The sequence below is a fragment of the Nitrospira sp. genome, from assembly GCA_029194675.1.
Taxonomy (GTDB): domain Bacteria; phylum Nitrospirota; class Nitrospiria; order Nitrospirales; family Nitrospiraceae; genus Nitrospira_D.
In genome coordinates this window covers 490430-509259 of sequence record JARFXP010000002.1, presented here as the reverse complement: position 1 = coordinate 509259, position 18830 = coordinate 490430, and the positions used below count along the sequence as shown (strand labels likewise).

General features: G+C 54.6%; 20 protein-coding genes. 9 read left to right on the top strand and 11 right to left on the bottom strand.

Features of this window, described 5'->3' with window-relative positions:
* Nucleotides 1-74 precede the first annotated feature (74 nt).
* Nucleotides 75-935, top strand: coding sequence for an NAD(+)/NADH kinase (locus P0120_11325; protein MDF0674908.1), 861 nt, complete (start codon nt 75-77; stop codon nt 933-935).
* A 12-nt stretch (nt 936-947) separates the two neighbouring features.
* Here the strand turns inward: P0120_11325 and P0120_11320 are convergent, their stop codons facing one another.
* A complete protein-coding gene (locus tag P0120_11320; protein MDF0674907.1) occupies nt 948-2306 on the bottom strand; it encodes an FAD-dependent oxidoreductase in 1359 nt (452 codons plus the stop codon).
* 529 nt (nt 2307-2835) lie between these two features.
* On the opposite strand from P0120_11320, the gene P0120_11315 reads away from it, so the two are divergent.
* Complete coding sequence (locus tag P0120_11315) at nt 2836-3210, top strand: hypothetical protein (GenBank protein MDF0674906.1); 375 nt, start codon at nt 2836-2838, stop codon at nt 3208-3210.
* Between the two features lie 85 nt (nt 3211-3295).
* Here the strand turns inward: P0120_11315 and P0120_11310 are convergent, their stop codons facing one another.
* The 9 genes from P0120_11310 to radA are packed head-to-tail and all read right to left on the bottom strand — an operon-like array spanning nt 3296 to nt 10412.
* A complete protein-coding gene (locus P0120_11310) occupies nt 3296-4006 on the bottom strand; it encodes a hypothetical protein (GenBank protein ID MDF0674905.1) in 711 nt (236 codons plus the stop codon).
* Between the two features lie 21 nt (nt 4007-4027).
* A complete protein-coding gene (locus tag P0120_11305; protein MDF0674904.1) occupies nt 4028-4540 on the bottom strand; it encodes a peptidylprolyl isomerase in 513 nt (170 codons plus the stop codon).
* A gap of 20 nt (nt 4541-4560) precedes the next feature.
* Nucleotides 4561-5640: a hypothetical protein gene (locus tag P0120_11300; protein MDF0674903.1), complete on the bottom strand. Its 1080-nt coding sequence runs from the start codon at nt 5638-5640 to the stop codon at nt 4561-4563.
* Entirely contained in the window at nt 5637-6413 is a 777-nt protein-coding gene (gene tatC, locus P0120_11295) for a twin-arginine translocase subunit TatC (GenBank protein ID MDF0674902.1), read from the bottom strand. Before tatC ends, P0120_11300 begins: the two co-directional genes overlap by 4 nt.
* Nucleotides 6414-6458: 45 nt before the next feature.
* Nucleotides 6459-6698, bottom strand: coding sequence for a DUF465 domain-containing protein (locus tag P0120_11290; protein MDF0674901.1), 240 nt, complete (start codon nt 6696-6698; stop codon nt 6459-6461).
* Between the two features lie 15 nt (nt 6699-6713).
* Complete coding sequence (rimI, locus tag P0120_11285) at nt 6714-7274, bottom strand: ribosomal protein S18-alanine N-acetyltransferase (GenBank protein ID MDF0674900.1); 561 nt, start codon at nt 7272-7274, stop codon at nt 6714-6716.
* Nucleotides 7275-7288: 14 nt separating this feature from the next.
* Nucleotides 7289-8062, bottom strand: coding sequence for a tRNA (adenosine(37)-N6)-threonylcarbamoyltransferase complex dimerization subunit type 1 TsaB (gene tsaB, locus P0120_11280; protein ID MDF0674899.1), 774 nt, complete (start codon nt 8060-8062; stop codon nt 7289-7291).
* A 6-nt stretch (nt 8063-8068) separates the two neighbouring features.
* On the bottom strand, nt 8069-9067 hold the full coding sequence (locus P0120_11275; GenBank protein MDF0674898.1) for a hypothetical protein: 999 nt from the start codon (nt 9065-9067) through the stop codon (nt 8069-8071).
* On the bottom strand, nt 9051-10412 hold the full coding sequence (radA, locus tag P0120_11270; GenBank protein MDF0674897.1) for a DNA repair protein RadA: 1362 nt from the start codon (nt 10410-10412) through the stop codon (nt 9051-9053). Before radA ends, P0120_11275 begins: the two co-directional genes overlap by 17 nt.
* A 220-nt stretch (nt 10413-10632) precedes the next feature.
* Between radA and P0120_11265 the strand changes: the two genes are divergently transcribed.
* The 5 genes from P0120_11265 to P0120_11245 all read left to right on the top strand — a co-directional run bounded on the left by P0120_11265 (nt 10633) and on the right by P0120_11245 (nt 15694).
* A complete protein-coding gene (locus P0120_11265; GenBank protein MDF0674896.1) occupies nt 10633-11067 on the top strand; it encodes an Rrf2 family transcriptional regulator in 435 nt (144 codons plus the stop codon).
* A 7-nt stretch (nt 11068-11074) separates the two neighbouring features.
* Nucleotides 11075-11923, top strand: a complete 849-nt coding sequence (locus tag P0120_11260) for a sulfite exporter TauE/SafE family protein (GenBank protein MDF0674895.1) — start codon at nt 11075-11077, stop codon at nt 11921-11923.
* Nucleotides 11924-12180: 257 nt separating this feature from the next.
* The gene (locus P0120_11255) at nt 12181-12891 is read left to right on the top strand and encodes a fibronectin type III domain-containing protein (GenBank protein MDF0674894.1); all 711 of its coding nucleotides are present in this window, start codon (nt 12181-12183) and stop codon (nt 12889-12891) included.
* Nucleotides 12892-13081: 190 nt separating this feature from the next.
* A complete protein-coding gene (locus P0120_11250) occupies nt 13082-14953 on the top strand; it encodes a transketolase (GenBank protein MDF0674893.1) in 1872 nt (623 codons plus the stop codon).
* Nucleotides 14954-15232: 279 nt separating this feature from the next.
* Entirely contained in the window at nt 15233-15694 is a 462-nt protein-coding gene (locus P0120_11245; protein MDF0674892.1) for a cytochrome c, read from the top strand.
* A 139-nt stretch (nt 15695-15833) separates the two neighbouring features.
* Here P0120_11245 and P0120_11240 read toward each other — a convergent pair whose 3' ends face one another.
* Nucleotides 15834-16157 (bottom strand): cupin domain-containing protein, encoded by a 324-nt coding sequence (locus tag P0120_11240; GenBank protein MDF0674891.1) that lies wholly within the window; start codon nt 16155-16157, stop codon nt 15834-15836.
* A gap of 319 nt (nt 16158-16476) precedes the next feature.
* On the opposite strand from P0120_11240, the gene P0120_11235 reads away from it, so the two are divergent.
* Both P0120_11235 and sthA read left to right on the top strand, forming a co-directional pair.
* Nucleotides 16477-17340 carry an HDOD domain-containing protein gene (locus P0120_11235; protein MDF0674890.1) on the top strand — a complete coding sequence of 288 codons (864 nt, stop codon included), beginning with the start codon at nt 16477-16479 and terminating at the stop codon, nt 17338-17340.
* Nucleotides 17337-18752, top strand: a complete 1416-nt coding sequence (gene sthA / locus P0120_11230) for a Si-specific NAD(P)(+) transhydrogenase (GenBank protein ID MDF0674889.1) — start codon at nt 17337-17339, stop codon at nt 18750-18752. Before P0120_11235 ends, sthA begins: the two co-directional genes overlap by 4 nt.
* Nucleotides 18753-18830 lie beyond the last annotated feature (78 nt).

Here is an 18830-nt window from a genome sequence, read left to right as displayed (position 1 = left end):
CCGTGCGTTGACATAAAAAGAAGCGTCCCGATACAATCACGCTCCTTTTTGCCCCGTTCACGCACACGCGATCCATGAAAAGTAAAAGTATCGGGATTCTCACCAAACCCAAGTTCCCCGAAGTCAAAGCCACGTTGCTCGGGGTCGTTGCGTGGCTCCGAGACCGCAGTATCAATGTCTTTCTCGATACAACGTCTGCCACGTTACTGAACGAACCGGGCGGAATTCAGAAAACTCAGCTCGCCGAAAAAGCCGATGTGCTGTTGGTGCTGGGCGGCGACGGAACCATTCTGAGTGCAGCACGACTAGCAGCAGAACGGAGTATTCCAATCCTAGGGGTCAACATGGGCGGGCTCGGATTCTTAACCGAGGTGCGGCTGGACAACCTCTATCCTTCGCTGGAACGTGTGTTCACCAACGACTACACTCTCGATGAACGACTCATGTTAGCGACGCATGTGCATCGTCACGGAGAAACAGTTGCGCGAGGAATCGTACTCAATGATGTCGTCATCAGTAAAGGCACCCTCGCTCGTATGATCGAGCTACAGATCGCCATAGGGGGCCAATTCGTGACAAATCTACGAGGTGACGGCCTGATCATCGGAACACCGACAGGCTCTACCGCCTACTCCCTCTCTGCTGGAGGTCCCATCATGAACCCCGCCCTCCAGGCGCTCATCTTGACCCCTATCTGTCCGCACACCTTGACGCATCGCCCGTTGATCGTACAAGGCGATGTCGTCATTGAAGTGACGTTGACAAGTAAGGATGAGGGATCGATGGCCACACTTGATGGGCAAGTCGGCGTTGCCATGACACAGAGCGATACGGCAGTGATCCGGGCTTCAGACTATCGGACGAGATTGATCAGATTCCCAGAAAGCCACTATTATGAAGTGTTGCGGGAAAAACTGAAATGGGGTCATGGCTGAAGACGTTGCCCTTCAACTAGTGTATGCTCTCGCTTGCTCAATGTATTTGAGCATGTCCTGATTTGCTGAAAATTTGAACTCTCCGATGCAGTCGGCTTTCCCAGCGAACGAGCGTTCCGCCACATCGAGTGCCCGTAAGCCATTCACATCGACCGGACGACTTTGCCGCTTTCCGAGAAGCGAGTGCAAGTGAGCAAGGACAATCTTGGCGTCTTTGCCGCTCTTGGTCATCAGATAGCGCTCGACGACTTCGGCACACCAATCACCGTCACGCTTCGCGACGCCGACAAGGCCCTCACTGGCTTTCCGAGCCCAACCGGCCAAAAACACGCCCTCCATCACCTGGCCTGTAGATTCATCGTAAGCCTGAAAGAGCGCATCATCGGGATCATTACCGGTCTTATTCGGGTTCGTGGAGAACATACCGTTCTTATAGGGTAACCCGACCGTCTCATCCACCTTGTCGCCGACGGCAAAAACAACCGCATCACAGGGAAATTCATAGTGCTGCTTCAAGCCCACGGCAACGGTATCTTGACCTTTAGGGTCGAGCCGGTTGTCCTCCATTTCAAGTCCGCGAACCCGATTATCGCCGTCGACCAGAATACGCTTCGGCGACGCGAGGAACCGAAACCCCATCTTCGTCTCGGTCACCTTCGGCTCACATTTGGTAAATTCGTCGGTGAATGCCTTCAAGACTTCATCGGGATTCTGGCCGACCTTGGCGAGACGGTCCTTGATGCGCTCAAACTCCGCTTTGATTCCCTCGACGTCCATATTGGCACAGATACTGCGAATCTCCTTTGGATTGTACTTACGTTCCACTGGTCCCCGCCTGACAATTGCCGTGACCCTCTCAACCTTCTTGTAGCGGATCAACCAGTGGGCAATATCCACCATCACATCTCCCGCCCCGATCACTGCGGCATGTTTCCCCATTTCAAATGGGCGGTCGCCAAACCCCGGTAAACGATTGAAGTGATAGACCACATCTTTTGCGTGAAAGACGCCTTGCGCCGAGTCCCCCTCGACGCCAATGGCCTTGGTTCCCTGCGCACCGATCGTAAAGACAATCGCGCTTGCACCCAGCCCGCGCACATCTTCGACCGTGAGGTCCTTTCCGTTCCCGATGGAGACATTCCCAAAATAATGAACGTTTTTCTGCTGAAGAAGTTCCCAGTACTGTTTCTTGAGCCCACCACGAAGTTTCAGTTTAGAAGGGAATATCCCGTATTCAGCCAACCCGCCGAATTTGATATCGCGATTGAGAATAATGATTTCGTGACCGACCTTCGAAAGCGCACTGGCAACAGCCAGTCCGGCCGGTCCCGCTCCCGCCACGATTACCACGTGCGCCTGTGTCCCACCCATAACAGTGTTCCTTAAGAAAATAAGGAGAGAACGACCTGGAATATCACCAGTTCGCGGACTGTAGCATAGCCGTTCCCGCGCTGTCAAAAAGCACGTAAGTGGGCACGGACAGCCGGGTAGACTTCGGCTTGCACGGGTATCCATCGTCGTTTACAATGCCGCCCGTCTCCGGATCTGGTTCCATGAGGACTCCCATGCCCACCTGGCGAATCACTCTCGCTGCCATTATCGGGAGAGAAGACTTCAGCACCTGCCGTACGCTACTGTCCCGTCAGCGAGAACAACTGTGTCCTTCCTCTCAAAGAGCTAAGCCCAGATGAAGCATACGCCGTCTCGGACTTCGAGCTTGCCGAGGAATTGATCGCCCGAGGCGCCGACAGTGCGCGCATTGCTATCAGCCGATATGATACGGGAAACCTGCATCTTGAGCATTCCCAATCGGCGGCAGGTAAACAGCCCGTCCCCGCCTCACCGTTCGATTTCAAACAATCGGTTGTGATTATCCTCCCAACTTACAATGAACGCGCCAATGGTGATTGGGAGTCGCTATGTGGCCGGCGGAGGGACCGAAAACTGGAACGCAAGTCGTCGCTTCGTCTCTCGCTGCGGGAATGCCTACGTCAGCCTCTTCCTGGGTTCAACCATCCACGACTGGACGGGAGGATTCCGCTGCTATCGCCGTGAGCTCTTGGCGCGAATGAACCTTGCAACCGTCCGGGCGAAAGGGTACATCTTTCAAGTAGAGTTGGCCTGGCGGGCACTGCAGCTGGGTGCGGATGTGAGAGAATTACCCATCCGTTTTTCCGATCGGATTGAAGGCCAAAGCAAGCTCGGATGGAAGTCCATCGTCGAAGCGTTGATGGAAGTACCCAAAATGTATCTTTGGGGTCCAATTGGTCGATAAGGCTTTTCTCTACCGCTTTTCTTCCAGCGACCTCTCCTCGTATCAACTCGAACGCCGTGTCGCTCGCGGTCGTACACACATCGACTCAGGATTCAGACAACACCTTATGAATGAGAGAAACCTCCGGATCGGGCGGATCGAGCTTGGTCAAATCGATGATGAGTTCGTCCTTCGCATTGGCCAAAATTCCGTCCAGCAGGCTGCTCTTCACCGGAATCACGGCTTCGGAAGGCTGAAAGAGCAGATCGAATCCCTTCGCCGCAGTCGGTCGCATAGGGTAACGCCGATCATAGATCATCCCATAAGCCGGAATGCCGTAAAGGATCCGCCAGTTTCCCAGAAGGATATGCAGTTCCGTTCCATGAACGTAGAGGCCGCCCGTCGTGATGATTCGCCTCGTCAATGTTTGCGGTTGACTCAAGTAGAAGGTGACACGTTCGTTATACTTCGCCTCCGCTAGCGCCTCCGATATCCGTACAGACAAAATCGCCAGTTCCTCATCGGTGAAGGCTGCAACTAGCTCTGCCTCGCCCTTGAACCACCGTTGCAATGCAATCCGATGTTCTCGCACCTTCAGGCCTGACAGAATCTCGCGTACCTGTCCCGGCTCTATCGTGATGGGATGGGCATGATGACTTGGAGGCCATTCAGCTAGAACACCGGCGTCTTCTTCCAGTCGCACGTAATTGACCGGGTCCTCATAGACAATCCGTGACGGGACTTGAGGAATGGCACAACCGACCAGCAGGAAGGCTGATGTCAAAGCTAAGATCAGACAACGGAAGTTCAACGGCATTTTTGACCTTCTGCCTTAGCTTCAAGCTTTGCTTATCGTCACGGTCATCTCCGCACGCTCCAGGGGGTTGTCTCGCCCGTCGCGCTTCAAATTGACGATCTTGTCGGCAACCTCCATTCCGGTGACCACCTCCCCGAAGACCGTATATTGCCAGTCGAGGAAATTGGCGTCTGCAACGCAAATAAAGAACTGTGACCCCGCGCTATCCGGATCGTTCGCGCGAGCCATGGAAACAATGCCTCGCTTGTGCGGCGTACTGTTGAACTCCGCCTTCACCTTATAACCAGGTCCGCCCATTCCGTGGGATGAACGATCGGAATTCTTACTGTTGGGATCTCCTCCCTGAATCATGAAACCGGGGATGACGCGATGAAACGTCGTCCCATTGTAAAATCCCTCTTGGCAAAGCTTGACGAAGTTGTTGACGTGATCGGGCGCCACGTCCGGGAAAAATTTCAGCACGATTTCTCCCATCGCTTGCCCCTTACTCGTCACGGCTATTGTTGCCCGTGTCTGCCCGCCTACATCAGCCATTACATGTATCCTTTCTGCGGTTATCGAAAGAGAAACGGCGGTGGCGCCATCTCCGCTTCCAATCCTTGATTAACGGCCACCCACGACAAACCGTCATCGCTGCGAAAGACCCCTGAGCTGGTCCCCGCATAGAGTCCTTTCTCACCAGATCCGATCAACACCTGAATTGCAAGGTTGGTCAGCCCCTTATTAAGGGGAATCCATCGCGTTCCCTTATCCACGGTCTTAAAAATCCCGTTCCCGGTCGCGACAACCAACCCTTGGTCGCTGAGCACAATGCCTCGGATAGAATCGTTAGGCAGTGCCCGGCTGATCGAGCGCCACGTCAGTCCGCCGTCGGCACTACGAAAGACCCCGCCGTCGAACGTGCCCGCAAAAATACTCTGGTCCCGATCAATCACCAAAACACGAACGAAGTTTTCGATCATCCCCTCGTGATCCTTCAACCCATGCTGCATACGCACCCAACCGGTTGAGCGAGGGCTGAACCGAAAGATGCCCTTCCCGGACGTCCCTGCGAATAATGTTCCGTCCGCAGCGCGAACCACCGCATGGACCAGAATATCGTCCAGCCCTGTCGTCACAGGCGTCCAGTGATCTTCGGAGGCGTTCAAACGATACACGCCGTCTCCGGTTCCGGCGAATAGTTCACGGTCCACCACTAGTAGGGCCTTGATCTCCAGTCGTTTGAGTCCGGCATTGACCGGCTGCCAGGTAGTCCCTTCATCACGCGAACGAAACACTCCGCCACGAAATGTACCGGCATAGATTGCACCATTTTTCGAGGCGGCCAAACTCAAAATAAACGGATCAGTGACGCCCTCTCCCACCCGAATCCATGTTGTTCCTCGGTCCAGGGTTCGGAAAATTCCGTGCCCGAATGATCCGGCATAGATAACCCCGTTTCCGCCGATCACTAAGGCCTGTACGCTGGCTGCGGATTGTTCCGGTCGTTCTGAGATCGTCAACGGCGACGGCATCCGCGCTTGATCGAAGGATTGGAGAGTTTCCCCACCGGCTGAACCGAGCACACCACCCCACAACAGTAGACCCGACATGATGGCTCGTAGCTGCTGAGTCCTTACGGCCTCGTGTCTCATCGTACCCTCGTTCCGGCTGTGTTGATCGGCAAATCCGGATCAAGCGGCAAATCGACCCCCTTGAGATCCTGGCTTCGCCCGAACAGCCGGGCACCCACAATCCCGATCTCATACAGCCCCATCAAGGGAACCGCCATCAAAAGCATGGTAAAGAGCGTTGCGTCAGGAGTCACGATAGCGGAGATAATGAGACACAACAAAACGGCATGTTTACGGTACCGCGCGAACGTGTCTGCCGATGCCACTCCAATCACAGCCACGAGACTCATGACCAAGGGCAGCTCAAAGGCACAGCCGAAAATGAACAGGAATTTCACGTTAAAATCAATGTAGGTGCCGACGCTCAACTGCGGGGTAATATCACGATCAAGTCCGAAACTGACGAACAGGTCGATTACCAGCGGCAAAATCACCAGATTGCAGAAAACCAGCCCTAAGGCGAACAGCCCTCCCGCCACCATAAATAGCGGGATCGCCCAACGCTGTTCTTTCGGCAACAGGGCGGGCTCGATGAACTTCCAACACTGATAAAAAATGACCGGCAAGCTGAGAATGAGGGCTGCCAACAATGACACCTTGATCGAAGCGAACAGCGCCTCAGTGGGGCCATAAAACGCAAGTTGATTGGGAAAGGGGCGGTTGAGCCACGCGACCATTTCGGCGGAAAAAGAAAAGGTCAGCACCAACGAACCCAAGACCGTCACGCCAATGATGATCAGTCGTCGCTTGACAGCTTGGATGTGTGAGGCAAGCGGATGGATGGCCTGTTCCATATCGACAGATTCAGCCGCCTGCAGAGTCGATGGCGGATCAGCCTGCTACCGCGCCGGCTCGAGCCTTTGCTCGCGGTAGAGGCGAATCAGTTCTGCAAGCTTGTCTTTCTTCGCCAATTTTTCCTTTTGTATCCGTTTTTTCTCGATCTCCTCAGTCGGGGTCAGGACATGGCGCTTCTGCAGTTCGTTGAGTTCAAGGTCCAGACGATGGTGAGACGCTTCGAGTTCCCGGAATTCGGTGTTGGAGTGGCGAAGCTGTTCGGCAATCGCATTTTCTGTCAACATAACGACACCTCCTAGTTAAAGTGGGTTGGTCGAAGCTGGTTCACCTCCTGAGGCAAAGCTCTTATCCCGCTGCGGGCCGCGCAATATCACGAGCGGGTTCATTTCCATCAGCACGGCGTCTTCGGTGGGATTCGTATAATAATGAGGGCGACTGCTGATCTGCACAAAACCTATACGTGTATAGAGGGCACGCGCGGGCTCGTTGGAGGCTCTTACTTCGAGGACCGCCCGAGTCGCCGCTTGTTCTAATCCCCGACGGAGGGCTTCGGTGACGAGCGCTCTTCCAACCCCCCTCTTCCGCATCGACTCTCGCACCGCCAAATTCATCAATCGCAGCTCTTCAAAGACGATCCAGAAGCAATGATACCCAATAATCGTGGGTTCTGCCTTTGTTGCCGACTCTTGTTGGTGCCTCGCGACGAGAAAGTGCGCGAATTGGTTGTTCGTTAACTCAGCTTCCAGCATTTTGCGCGTCCAAGGGGACGAGAAGCAAGCCTCTTCCAAAGCAAGGATGTCCGGTAACATCTCCGTAGTTGCTGGGACGATCCTGAATGCGGACAGAGCCTCGCTGCTCATATTTCTTTCATGTTCTACCGGCGACGAGATCGACCCATTCGCTCACCGATTTTTGTTTCAACCCGCTTCTGGCGTCGCGCAACCGGCGATACGCCTCCCGACCGGTCGTACTGGATTTCCGCTTCGGCCCGCTGAACATACAGCGGTGCAATCACTTCGCCGGCGATCTCGCCTCGACGAAGCCGCTCCATCCCGATACGAGCGACCTGGCTAGCGGAAGGTCTGAAGGCTCGATCGGGCCCTGCCGTGACGGTGACGGACGGCGGCAATGCCGCTTGGATATCATGCCCCATCGACGACCATCCGGGCCCAAATACCATCGTGTGTTCGGTGAGGCTCTGTGCCAACGCGCTTGGTGTTCCCACTTGTTCGCTCAGGGTGCGATTCAATCGCTGACCCCCCACCCAACGAAAAATCGCCCAGTACAGTTCTCCACGACGACTGACCAACATCGGACAGACAGGAACGGCTGCTGCTTCCAGACTCCTCGCCATTGCTTCAAGTGTCGGTACCAGCGCAAGCGGAAGACCGGTGGCTTCCCGAAGTCCTAGGCACGTTGCAATACCCACTCTGATACCGGTAAACGAACCCGGCCCAATCGAACAGGCAAGACCACTGAGATCACTGAGCTGCAATCCGGATTGAGACAACAGTCGATCGATAGTGGGCAAGAGGAGAGACCCTTGAGCGCCACCGGCCTCCTGCTCATGCATCGCCAGAATGAGGTCGTCTTCGAGAATTGCGACACTCTGCCACGTCGTGGCCGTTTCAACCGCAAGGAGTTTCATCGACGATTATGAGGCCTGACCCAAGTCTTCTGCTCGTATGGCTTGATTATGATGCATCTCGTGGAAGGTGACTCGCACTGAGCCTTGTCCGCGCCCATCTTCCAGAGAAATCTTGAAGGGGCGGAATAGCCGAACATCCTGATCCCCTATGGTCTCTGCCGAAATACTTCCCACCTCGTCGAGCGGCCTAAAATCGTCATACTGAATCGTCGCCTCGACCTCCCCACTCGACCCAAACCAATCTTCTTGTACCACCAGCAATCGGCGGTCAAACCATAGGCGCCGGATCGGAGGACGCGATGGGCTCGTTCCCTCGGTTGTCGACGCATAGACGTCGAGACGATATCGACCTTGCTCTTCCACGACCTTCACCATTTCATCCCTGGCAATGGAGTTTGTCCCCAACAGGCCACCCACCGCCCATACACTCAACTGAGAGAATCGAGCCAGCTTCCCACCGTCCTTCATGTCGGACTGGTGACCGGCATAGGTTTTTCCCTCGAGAGGCAAGCGGAGCTTATACAGGTCATCAGTTTGAACAAAGTCGAACAGCTCATTCCCAAGAGGAGTAAACCCTCTTAGCCGCAACGCGTTCGGCCGACGGTAGTAGACCGCGCCTTCGACGCGAGAGGCAATCGGCAAGAACCCGCCACGCACTTTTGCGCTGAACAGCCCCTTCAAAGAATGGATTGCTGCATCTCGCTGGCGCAACAGATCGGTCAGTTCTTCGGCGGTGACTCGTTTGAGCGGCTGTTCGGGCGTCGGCGGAAAAAATGCACAGCCAACCAGCATGGAGATGGCAACACACAGGCCAACGAAGTGCAGCAATCCAGTTTTCCCACTACCCTCCCCTTTACAGGGAAGCAGAGGCGGATAAGGCTCTCCTGCGCGCATGCAACGAGCACCGCCCATTGTGATCATCATTCGATGAATTTTGTGTGCGCGTTGCGCGAGCACCGAGCCTTGGCTGCCTCTCGCTTCCCGATTTCTACGCCAACACCACATCCAATGCCTCCCGCAGTTCCTGAATACCGATCAGCTCCATACCCTCGATGGGATCGAGCTTCGTCAGATTTCGTTCAGGCAGAATGCATCGCTTGAACCCCATCTTGGCGGACTCACGAATACGCAATTCAGCCTGACTGACGGCACGTACCTCGCCTCCCAGGCCTACTTCTCCCAACAATAACGTCCCTGGCTCGACAGGCACCTCCCGTAAACTCGATGTGACAGCCGCGACGATCCCCAAGTCAATCGCCGGTTCGTCGATATGCATGCCTCCAACGACATTCACATACACGTCCTGCCCGGAAAGATGCACCCCAAGCCGTTTCTCCATCACGGCGAGCAGAAGCGAGACTCGATTGACCTCCACCCCGTTCGCCATTCGTTTAGGCATCGCGTAGGTGGTTGAGGACACCAACGCTTGCAGTTCAACCAGTATCGGTCTCGTACCTTCGAGACTCGACACAACCACAGATCCGGTACTCCGTTCAGGACGTTCCGCCAGAAACAACTCTGATGGGTTATTCACCTCTTCGAGCCCCACCTCCTTCATTTCGAAGACCCCGATTTCGTTCGTCGATCCAAAACGATTCTTCACGGCACGGAGAATCCGATAGCTGTGCCCTTTATCGCCTTCAAAGTATAAGACCGTATCGACGATATGTTCCAGCAGCCGCGGCCCGGCAATGGCCCCTTCTTTGGTCACATGCCCGATGATAAAGACCGGGACACCGGCTCGTTTCGCAAACCACATCAGCTGTCCGGCGACTTCCTGAACTTGACTGATGCTACCGGGAGCGGAGGTAATTTGTTCTGTATACACTGTCTGAATCGAATCGATCACCACCGCAGCTGGCCCAGTTTCCTGGACGGCTTTCAGAATTTGTTCGAGAGAAGTTTCGGCGAGAATCAACAGATGCGGATGCTCGATGCCGAGCCGCTGCCCACGCATCTTGATCTGCCGAGGAGACTCTTCCCCGGAAACGTAGAGAACAGGCGCCTCCTTGGTCGCCAACCGTGGCAAGGCTTGCAAGAGTAGCGTTGTCTTCCCGATTCCAGGATCGCCCCCGATGAGAATGACCGCGCCGGGAATCACCCCACCGCCCAAGACACGATCGAATTCACCGATACGGGTGAGCCGACGATCCTCTCCCACCACTTCAATTTCACCGATAGGCGTGGCCTTGGGCTGAGCGGTCTTTATGGCAGCAGGTCGCCCTTTTCCGGTCGCCGCTTGCCGCTCCTCTTTCATCGTATTCCAGCCGCCGCAGTCAGGACAGCGGCCGAGCCACCGTGGCGCCTGATGTCCACAGGTTTGGCAAGAAAAGACGATCTTGGATTTCAACAATGACCTCGTGGAGGAGAACGATACGAGGTACCTATCTTAATGAATCCCCAAAGGGAATAAAAGCTGGGAGGAAGAGTGGACTATGAAGTGATCGACCTAGCCGAGACGTCTCCTATGTCGGCCACCGACTGAATACTCGTCCCACAAACTTTGACCTTGACGAACCGTCGAGGTTTACCCTATTCTCAACGATTGTTGACAAACTAACTCTACTTTCGTGAAACTCTCGAAGAAAAGTGAATATGGTCTCCGGGCGTTGCTTGAACTCACGCTGGTTCACGGAAACCGAACTCTGCAGCGTCACGATATTGCCGCTCGCCAGCACATCCCTGTTGAATTCTTGGAACAGATTCTTCTCACACTCAAGCGAGCTGGGGTCATCTCCAGCCGACGAGGCGTGAACGGAGGATATGTCCTTATTAAACAGCCGGACGAGATCACACTCGGCCAAGTCATACGTATACTCGATGGTCCCCTGGCGCCGATCGGCTGCGTCAGTAAGACGGCGTACCAGAAATGCAACGATTGTCCCTATGCGAATAAGACACGGTGTCCTGTACAACAAGTGATGGGCACAGTGCGTGATGCGATTGCTGGAATCCTCGATCACTATTCCCTAGCCGACTTTGCCGCAGGCCATCCCAAGGGCTAATTATCCAATGGATTCAGTCGTTCTTGTCCTCATTACGTTTGTCGCCGCCACGGTCAACGGTGCACTCGGCTACGGCTTTTCGTCGATCACTGTTCCCGTGGCCTTGCTGTTCTACACCAATCGCATCTTAAACCCTGCCCTCGTGCTGATCGAACTCGTCATCAATGGGTATGTACTGTTCATGAATCGGAAGAGTATCCCGAATATCTGGTGGCGTGTAGCCCCTATTCTGATTGGGCTGGCCGTTGGAATCGGGATCGGCAGTTACATTCTCTTTCTGGTTCAGCCGGCATGGATCAAATTCGTCACCTATTTCTGTTTATTACCGTTGATCCTCCTTCAAGCTGCCGGCATCCGAAAACCCATTCAAGCTGAAAAGGCTATTGCCGTCCCGTTTGGAATTGGAATCGGGACACTCTATTCGGTCACAACCATTTCCGGGCCCCCTCTTGCCTTGCTCTTCAACAATCAGGGGTATGCCAAACAAGATTTCCGGGCAGCCTTGGGAGTCATCCGTGTCGCTGAGTCCTCTCTCACGGCGATTGCTTATGGATTCATCGGCTTCTACAGTGTCGGCAGTATGGATATTATCCCCTACATCGTTCCGAGCGTCATCGTTGGTATTCCACTCGGAACCTACCTCATCCGATTGATGGATCCTGAAACGTTCAGACGCATTTGTATGGCATTCGATGGATTAGTAGTCGGATTCGGCTTGTCTCGCGTGCTGGTAGAACTCGATCTGGCCACACCCATCACAACCTACAGTATTTTATCCATCGTGGTTCTTATAAACGGCTATCTGCTGTTTCGATTTTTTAGAGATCGAGAAGATCCTCAACGAATCACTTCGTAATCCCTTCCGTTGATCAATCATCACAATGGTCGTGACTTGGCCAATCCTACGGTGCGGCCTCATCACAACCTCGCTGGCTATCGGCAGTACTTGAAGGCTGATCCCTTCACACTCAGCATCTTGGTCCGTCCGACAAATTTACAACATACTGAATCGTAATACCTTTTTTTATTGGCACCTGGGCATAACCCTTGCTTTGGCACTGGAACTGTCGTTGCTTCATACACAATATTCACCTAATTCTGAGGGAGTTTCTTATGCTGAGAAACGCGATTTCGCTTGGCCTCGCCCATCGAAATTTCACGATTGCGATCGCCCAGGTCATAGTTTTAGGCCTCATCGCCCTACCACTAGCTGGATGTGGTGCAGACGGACAAGGGGGACCGACTATTTCGTCTCTCTCCACACCATCCGACGCCCATTCGGGTGAAGGGACGCAGTCGGACTCTAACCCTGCTACAACGGGATCTCCTGCAGAGGACGACCCGGCAGCAACATCAACAGAACACGCGACCGCACATGCGGACGCAGAACATGCGGACGCAGAACACACGGCCGAAGAACAGGCGACCGCAGAACACGAGACCGCACATGCGGCCGCGAATGCGGCCGAAGATTCTGCCCCTGAAGCCGAAGTGGAACCTGCCGAGGGAGAGGAAGACCCGACCATCTCGCTGACCGCCACTCGGACCGGCGCGACCGCACGATTGACCTGGGAAGCTTACCCTGATTCCAATGTGGCTGGTTACTCTGTTCATTACGGAAAACAATCATCCGGAGAACCGGGCTCATGTTCCTATGAGGAAAGCCAATCGGTCGAGGCCCCGCCGGCCATCATTACCGGGCTCGAGCCGAACACACCCTATTTCTTTGCAATCAGTGCCTATGGGGGCGAAGTGGGCGAATCGGAAAGTTCTAGTTCCTGTTCGAATGAGGTACTGGTAGTCACGCCCGCCGCTCAAAGCTAAGCAACCCGCCGGTCGATCATCACTATAGCTTCAGGGCTCCCCTGGTTCTCTCCAGGGGAGCTCATCTCTTCATTGACCTCTACCCGGCCGATTTGTTAGCCTCAACTTCGATCAGCCTACTGCCGAGAGTATACAATCAGAACTACACGCCTTTTATCTCAATCGATCCCTACTCCCGAAAGGATATCCTATGGCTAGTTTAGCGACCTCGTCTGAGTTACTCAGCACCTTACACAACAAGGCCACCCAACTCCGTATCAACAGTGTGCGGGCGACCAGCGAGGCAGGGAGCGGCCATCCATCGAGCTGCGCCTCCGCCGCCGACATCGTCGCCGCATTATTTTTTTCCGTCATGCGTTACGATCCCCATAATCCAAAGACGCCTAACAGCGACCGTTTTATCCTGTCAAAAGGACATGCGGCTCCGCTGCTCTACGCAGCGTGGGCGGAAGCGGGCCTCTTTCCTCAAAGTGACCTCTTAAAATTGCGCACCTTGACGTCCGACCTTGAAGGACATCCAACTCCTCGCTTGCCCTTCGTCGATATGGCGACTGGTTCACTGGGACAAGGGCTTCCCGTCGGGATCGGCATCGCATTGAATGCAAAGTTCGTGGACAGGCTCGATTACCGAACCTACGTGTTGATGGGGGATGGCGAATCGGTCGAAGGATCGGTCTGGGAAGCTGCTGAAATCGGCCGCCAATATGGTTTGGATAATTTGTGCGCTATTGTTGATGTGAACCGACTGGGGCAGAGTGATCCGACCATGCTGCAACATGACATGGATGCGTACCGTTCCCGGTGGGCTGGATTCGGTTGGCATGCAATCGTCATCGACGGTCATGATTTCACAGCAATCCTCAGGGCTTTCGATGAGGCTGCCCGCACCAAAGGACAACCGACCGTGTTGCTGGCCCGCACATACAAAGGCAAAGGTATTTCGTTCATCGAGAACAAGGCAGACTGGCACGGCAAACCACTTAAAAAAGGTGAGGAGACAGAGAAGGTCCTTGACGAGCTCACGAAGCAATTGAGCCCGAACGGCGTCGTGATTCAGATCCCAAAACCATCGGCTCCCAGCACCGCTCCCGCAGCCATCGGCCCGATGCCTTCCGCGCCTTATAAAATCGGTGACTCTGTCGCGACGCGTGAAGCCTTCGGTGTGGCATTGGAAGCCTTGGGGACCGTGAACCCTTCCATCGTCGCGCTAGACGCAGACGTAAAGAATTCCACGTATACCGACAAATTCGGCAAGAAGTTTGCCCATCGGTTCTTTGAGAGTTTCATCGCCGAGCAAAATATGGTGGGTGCCGCCGCAGGTCTGGCTGCCTGCGGCAAAATCCCGTTCGCAGCGACCTTCGCCTGTTTCTTCAGTCGCGCCTACGACTTCATCCGTATGGCCGCGGTCAGCGGGTCGAATATCAAGCTCGTCGGGACCCATGTCGGTGTGAGCATCGGCGAGGATGGGCCGTCGCAAATGGGATTGGAAGACATCGCAATGATGGCGGCACAACCGAACGTGACGGTGCTCTATCCTTCAGACGGCAACTCAACCTATCGATTAATCGAGGAAGCTGCGAAGCATAAGGGAATGGTCTATATACGTGCTGGAAGACCAAAGACTCCGGTCCTCTACGGACCAGAAGAACGGTTCCGCATCGGCGGCAGCAAAATCCTTCGGCAGAGTGCATCGGATGTGCTCACAATCGTGGCCGCGGGAGTGACGCTGTGTGAAGCCTTGAAAGCCCATGACCAACTGAAGTCATCGGGCATTGCCGTTCGCGTGATCGATCTCTACAGCATCGTCCCCATCGATAGAAATAGCTTGGTAGAGAGTGGTCGGGCGACTCAGCGTCGAATCCTCACGGTTGAAGATCACTACGCCCACGGAGGTCTTGGCGATGCCGTGCTCAGCGCTGTTGCAACGGAAGGCATGAAAGTCTACAAACTCGCTGTTCGTGAAATTCCGCATAGTGGAAAACCAGAAGAACTCGTCGACCACTATGGAATTGGGGTGCGCTCCATTGTTGAGGCAACCAAACAAGTCATCCGTGAACAATAAGAGCAATCGTCGAACCGTCTGAACGAAAACCGTCCGCCTCAGATCATCCGACGGGCCAAGACAGGGTCACTGTACGAAATATTCCTTGGGGTCGGGCGTCGATGCCATGCGGTCATGTGATCTGATTTCATGATGCACCTGGTTGTTGTCGTTTTTTCCGAGCGAAAATATGGTATAGTGCAACCCCATTGAGAATACGCTGCATACTGTGACCGAGCGACCGACTCAAGCAAACAAGACAGGTGCCCTACCCATTTACAATTCAATTAGGAGGTGCGAATGACGAAAAGGAATGTGTGCCTCTCAGTGCTGATGGTGGGCTGTGCCCTTGTACTTTCAGGAGGCATGGCCTCCGCCGAAGACCTGCCTCCATTGCCCTCACCTCCACCCGAGTATGCCGACAAAAAAATGCCGGCCGGTGGATGGACTGATCCAAAAGCCATTGAGGAGGGAGGGAAGATTTATCGAGGCGAGTTCAAGACCGAGGTCAACTGCAGCAGTTGTCACGGGACAGACGGCACACCAAAGAAAAAGGGCGCACGGGATTTTCGTGACCCGAATATCGTCTGCCGCTTCTCAGACGCGTTCTGGTTCTGGCGTATCTCGGAAGGTGTCCCAAAGACGAAGATGAAGGCCAATAAAGGCCTGATATCCGAAGAGCAGATCTGGCAAGTGATGGCATATGAAAACCAGTTCTCGCACGGAGGCAAGCCGGCCGACCGTTCCTGTTACAAACCCTAAGATGAGGTTCAGAGAGTGACTGAAGCCTCATAAAGACTGACCGAGCCTGTCTACTAAGAGAAGCGCAACACGGCGAGGGGGGAGAGAGCATGATGCTCTCTCCCCCCTCGTTTATTAGCACTGCTGCTCTGGTTGGACTCTAGGCTGGATTGGGTGCGACAAAGACCAACACTATGAGCCGGTTGCTCGCATGGTTCTTTACACCATGCTCCTCACCGGCTGGGGCCACAGTCCCTTGCCCTGCTTCAAGCATTCGTTGGTCGGTACCGACCTGAAATGTTCCTTGTCCCTCTAGGACGATATATACCTTATCCTGGTCGCCATGGACATGGCCCTTTTGTTCTTGGCCCGGCTCAAAACAATAGATGTCGCAGAAGAAACGCTCTGTTTGAAACAGATTGTTCTTTTTCATCTTGTCGCAGGTGAACTGTTTGAACTCGGCAAGTGTCACAACCTTCATCATGGATACTCCCCTGTCTCGTCACGTAGGAACTGGTTGAGTGGTATATTCCTTGGTGCTCTCGATCGTTTTCAGAGCCTCCTTCGCGACTTTTTCGGCGCTCGCCGTAGACTCACCCGCCATACCTGACCAAGGAACAAGGCTCGCAAACACCACTGATACGGCCCCTTCCGCCGGTCAACCTCGCTTCACGGTTCTCTCATAATGGAGGCCAGAGTATATTCTGTCACGATTTTAAAGTCACGATCACTCAACCTTTATGGGGAACCAGCCGAAAAGGAATGTCGTGACCCATAGACTCGAATTCGAGGAGCACTTCCATATGGCTTCTGACATAGGATCGGTAACCACCTCAGTTGAACGGTTGGAACAAGCCTTGATTCAGAAAATTGAGGCGGAAGAGGTTGAGCTTCCCCTGCTCCCACAAGCAGCCAGCCAGGTTCTGGCACTGGCGGCGGATCCTGCCTCCGATGCGGCGAAGCTCTCATCTTTGATTCACCAGGATCAAGCACTCGCTGCGCATGTCATGCGGATCGCCAATTCACCGGCCTACATGCCTCGCAGCCCTGTGGTCTCTCTCCAGCACGCGGTGGCCATGCTGGGCATTACCTTGTTGTCTGAGATTGCCTTTACGGCTTCATTGAAGTCCGGCGCGTTCAAAGTGCCGGGACATGAGGACGATGTGAAACGACTGTGGCGTCACTCTCTGGCGAGCGGAGCCTTCGCGAAGGAAGTCGCCCGCATGAGGCGTGTCAACGTCGAGAGCGCATACCTTTGCGGTCTGCTGCACGAAATCGGAAAACCCGTCGTATTGCAAACGGTGACGACCCTGGCACAAGCGCAACGAGTTGCGCTTGAGAAATCGGTATTACATAGGTGGGTCGATGGATATCATTCGCGCGTCGGTGCCCTCATCGCAGATAAATGGAGTTTGCCTAAGCAAGTAGCGGCAGCCATCCAATATTACGCAGATTACGACCATGCCGATTCATTCCGTCAAGAGTGCCTGCTCACCTGTGCCGCCGATACACTGGCGAGTCACCTCCTCGCGCCCGAGGACATGCCGGAAGCGACGCTCCGCGCACATCCGGCCTTCGGAGAACTCAATCTATACCCGAATGACATTGGTCAGCTGCTGACCAGGAAAGACCACGTGCTGACTGTGGTGAATGCGTTAAATCTATGAACACATCTGTCGCGTTCGATATCATCGTCATCGGAGCCGGCCCAGCCGGCCAGAAGGCCGCGGTCCAGGGTACCAAAGGCGGGAAGCGTGTCGCCCTGATTGAGCGAGAGCGCGGCATCGGTGGCAGCTGTGTCTATCGCGGAACAATCCCGAGCAAGACATTGCGGGAAAGCGCCCTCCATCTGGATCGGCTCAAACGAGCAGGAGAAGCGTTCCAATTCAGCCTGAAGCCGGACACTCAAATTGCGACACTCTTGAGCCGGCTTGAAGACGTCGTCCAAGCGCACGACTCCTTTATGAGCCGTCAGATTCGGCGCAACGGTATCTCGCTGTTTCACGGACGAGCGCGTTTCCTCAGTGAGCACACGGTCGAGATGCAAACCGTGGACGGAGCACAACAACAATTCACAGCCGATACCATCGTGGTCGCCACAGGCTCGCGCCCGAGAAATCCCGAGGAGATCCCCGTCGACCATGAGCACATCCTCGATAGCGACTCGCTTCTTTCCATGATCTACTTGCCACGGTCACTGGCTGTCATCGGAGGTGGTGTGATCGGCTGCGAGTATGCTTCTATCTTTGCGCTGCTGGGTGTAGAAGTCACGTTGATCGATCGGGCTCCCTATCCGCTTCAATTTATGGATCGAGAACTGGTCGAACAGTTCATCAAAGGCTTTGAACAGCAGGGAGGTCATTATCTCGGCGGACAGCATATCGAGCAGGTGCGATGGAACGAGGTGGCGCACGTCGCCACGAAACTGAGCGATGGAACGACGGTCAATACTGAGAAGATGCTGGTCGCGCTGGGTCGGCAGGCCAACGTCGAAGACCTGAATCTCTCCGCTGCGGGGATCATGGTTTCTGATAAAGGCGTGATTCCTGTGAATCAATACTGCCAGACAAATGTTCCCCACATCTATGCCGTCGGTGACATGGTCGGTGCGCCGGCATTGGCGTCTAAAGCCATGGAGCACGGCCGACGCGCCGTCCGCCACGCCCTCAACCTCCCGATCGGTGATGCAGCCTCAACCATCCCCTTAGGCATCTATACGATCCCGGAAATGGCCAGTATCGGCCTTGACGAGGTGGGCGCCCGGGAGCGTTATCGAGATCCGTTGATCGGACGAGCGAAGTTTGAGGAGATCGCCCGCGCCCAGATATCAGGTGCCGGCCACGGTCTCCTTAAAATGGTGGCTGATCCAGCAGGTGAACGGCTACTCGGGGTACAAGTCGTCGGAGATTCCGCCACGGAACTGGTACACCTGGGGCAATTAGCCCTTCAGAGCGGCGCAACGATCGAATCGTTTATCGACAATGTCTTCAACTTTCCGACCTATGCCGAAGCCTACCGTATCGCTGCACTCGATATTCTTGGACAGGCAGCGAAGATTCGAACTGCCAAAGCTGCCTAGGTTGTCGGTCTGGCCCTCCTCGCAAATGTTTATGTCCGATACAGGCGGAAGAGTCTCTTGAGCCGAATGAGCTCCGAA

Excerpts from the sequence above, each read along its gene's own strand:
- P0120_11325 (MDF0674908.1), top strand. The coding sequence starts at position 75 with ATGAAAAGTAAAAGTATCGGGATTCTCACCAAACCCAAGTTCCCCGAA.
- P0120_11320 (MDF0674907.1), bottom strand. The coding sequence starts at position 2,306 with ATGGGTGGGACACAGGCGCACGTGGTAATCGTGGCGGGAGCGGGACCG.
- P0120_11315 (MDF0674906.1), top strand. The coding sequence starts at position 2,836 with ATGGTGATTGGGAGTCGCTATGTGGCCGGCGGAGGGACCGAAAACTGG.
- P0120_11310 (MDF0674905.1), bottom strand. The coding sequence starts at position 4,006 with ATGCCGTTGAACTTCCGTTGTCTGATCTTAGCTTTGACATCAGCCTTC.
- P0120_11305 (MDF0674904.1), bottom strand. The coding sequence starts at position 4,540 with ATGGCTGATGTAGGCGGGCAGACACGGGCAACAATAGCCGTGACGAGT.
- P0120_11300 (MDF0674903.1), bottom strand. The coding sequence starts at position 5,640 with ATGAGACACGAGGCCGTAAGGACTCAGCAGCTACGAGCCATCATGTCG.
- tatC (MDF0674902.1), bottom strand. The coding sequence starts at position 6,413 with ATGGAACAGGCCATCCATCCGCTTGCCTCACACATCCAAGCTGTCAAG.
- P0120_11290 (MDF0674901.1), bottom strand. The coding sequence starts at position 6,698 with ATGTTGACAGAAAATGCGATTGCCGAACAGCTTCGCCACTCCAACACC.
- rimI (MDF0674900.1), bottom strand. The coding sequence starts at position 7,274 with ATGAGCAGCGAGGCTCTGTCCGCATTCAGGATCGTCCCAGCAACTACG.
- tsaB (MDF0674899.1), bottom strand. The coding sequence starts at position 8,062 with ATGAAACTCCTTGCGGTTGAAACGGCCACGACGTGGCAGAGTGTCGCA.
- P0120_11275 (MDF0674898.1), bottom strand. The coding sequence starts at position 9,067 with ATGTGGTGTTGGCGTAGAAATCGGGAAGCGAGAGGCAGCCAAGGCTCG.
- P0120_11260 (MDF0674895.1), top strand. The coding sequence starts at position 11,075 with ATGGATTCAGTCGTTCTTGTCCTCATTACGTTTGTCGCCGCCACGGTC.
- P0120_11255 (MDF0674894.1), top strand. The coding sequence starts at position 12,181 with ATGCTGAGAAACGCGATTTCGCTTGGCCTCGCCCATCGAAATTTCACG.
- P0120_11250 (MDF0674893.1), top strand. The coding sequence starts at position 13,082 with ATGGCTAGTTTAGCGACCTCGTCTGAGTTACTCAGCACCTTACACAAC.
- P0120_11245 (MDF0674892.1), top strand. The coding sequence starts at position 15,233 with ATGACGAAAAGGAATGTGTGCCTCTCAGTGCTGATGGTGGGCTGTGCC.
- P0120_11240 (MDF0674891.1), bottom strand. The coding sequence starts at position 16,157 with ATGATGAAGGTTGTGACACTTGCCGAGTTCAAACAGTTCACCTGCGAC.
- P0120_11235 (MDF0674890.1), top strand. The coding sequence starts at position 16,477 with ATGGCTTCTGACATAGGATCGGTAACCACCTCAGTTGAACGGTTGGAA.
- sthA (MDF0674889.1), top strand. The coding sequence starts at position 17,337 with ATGAACACATCTGTCGCGTTCGATATCATCGTCATCGGAGCCGGCCCA.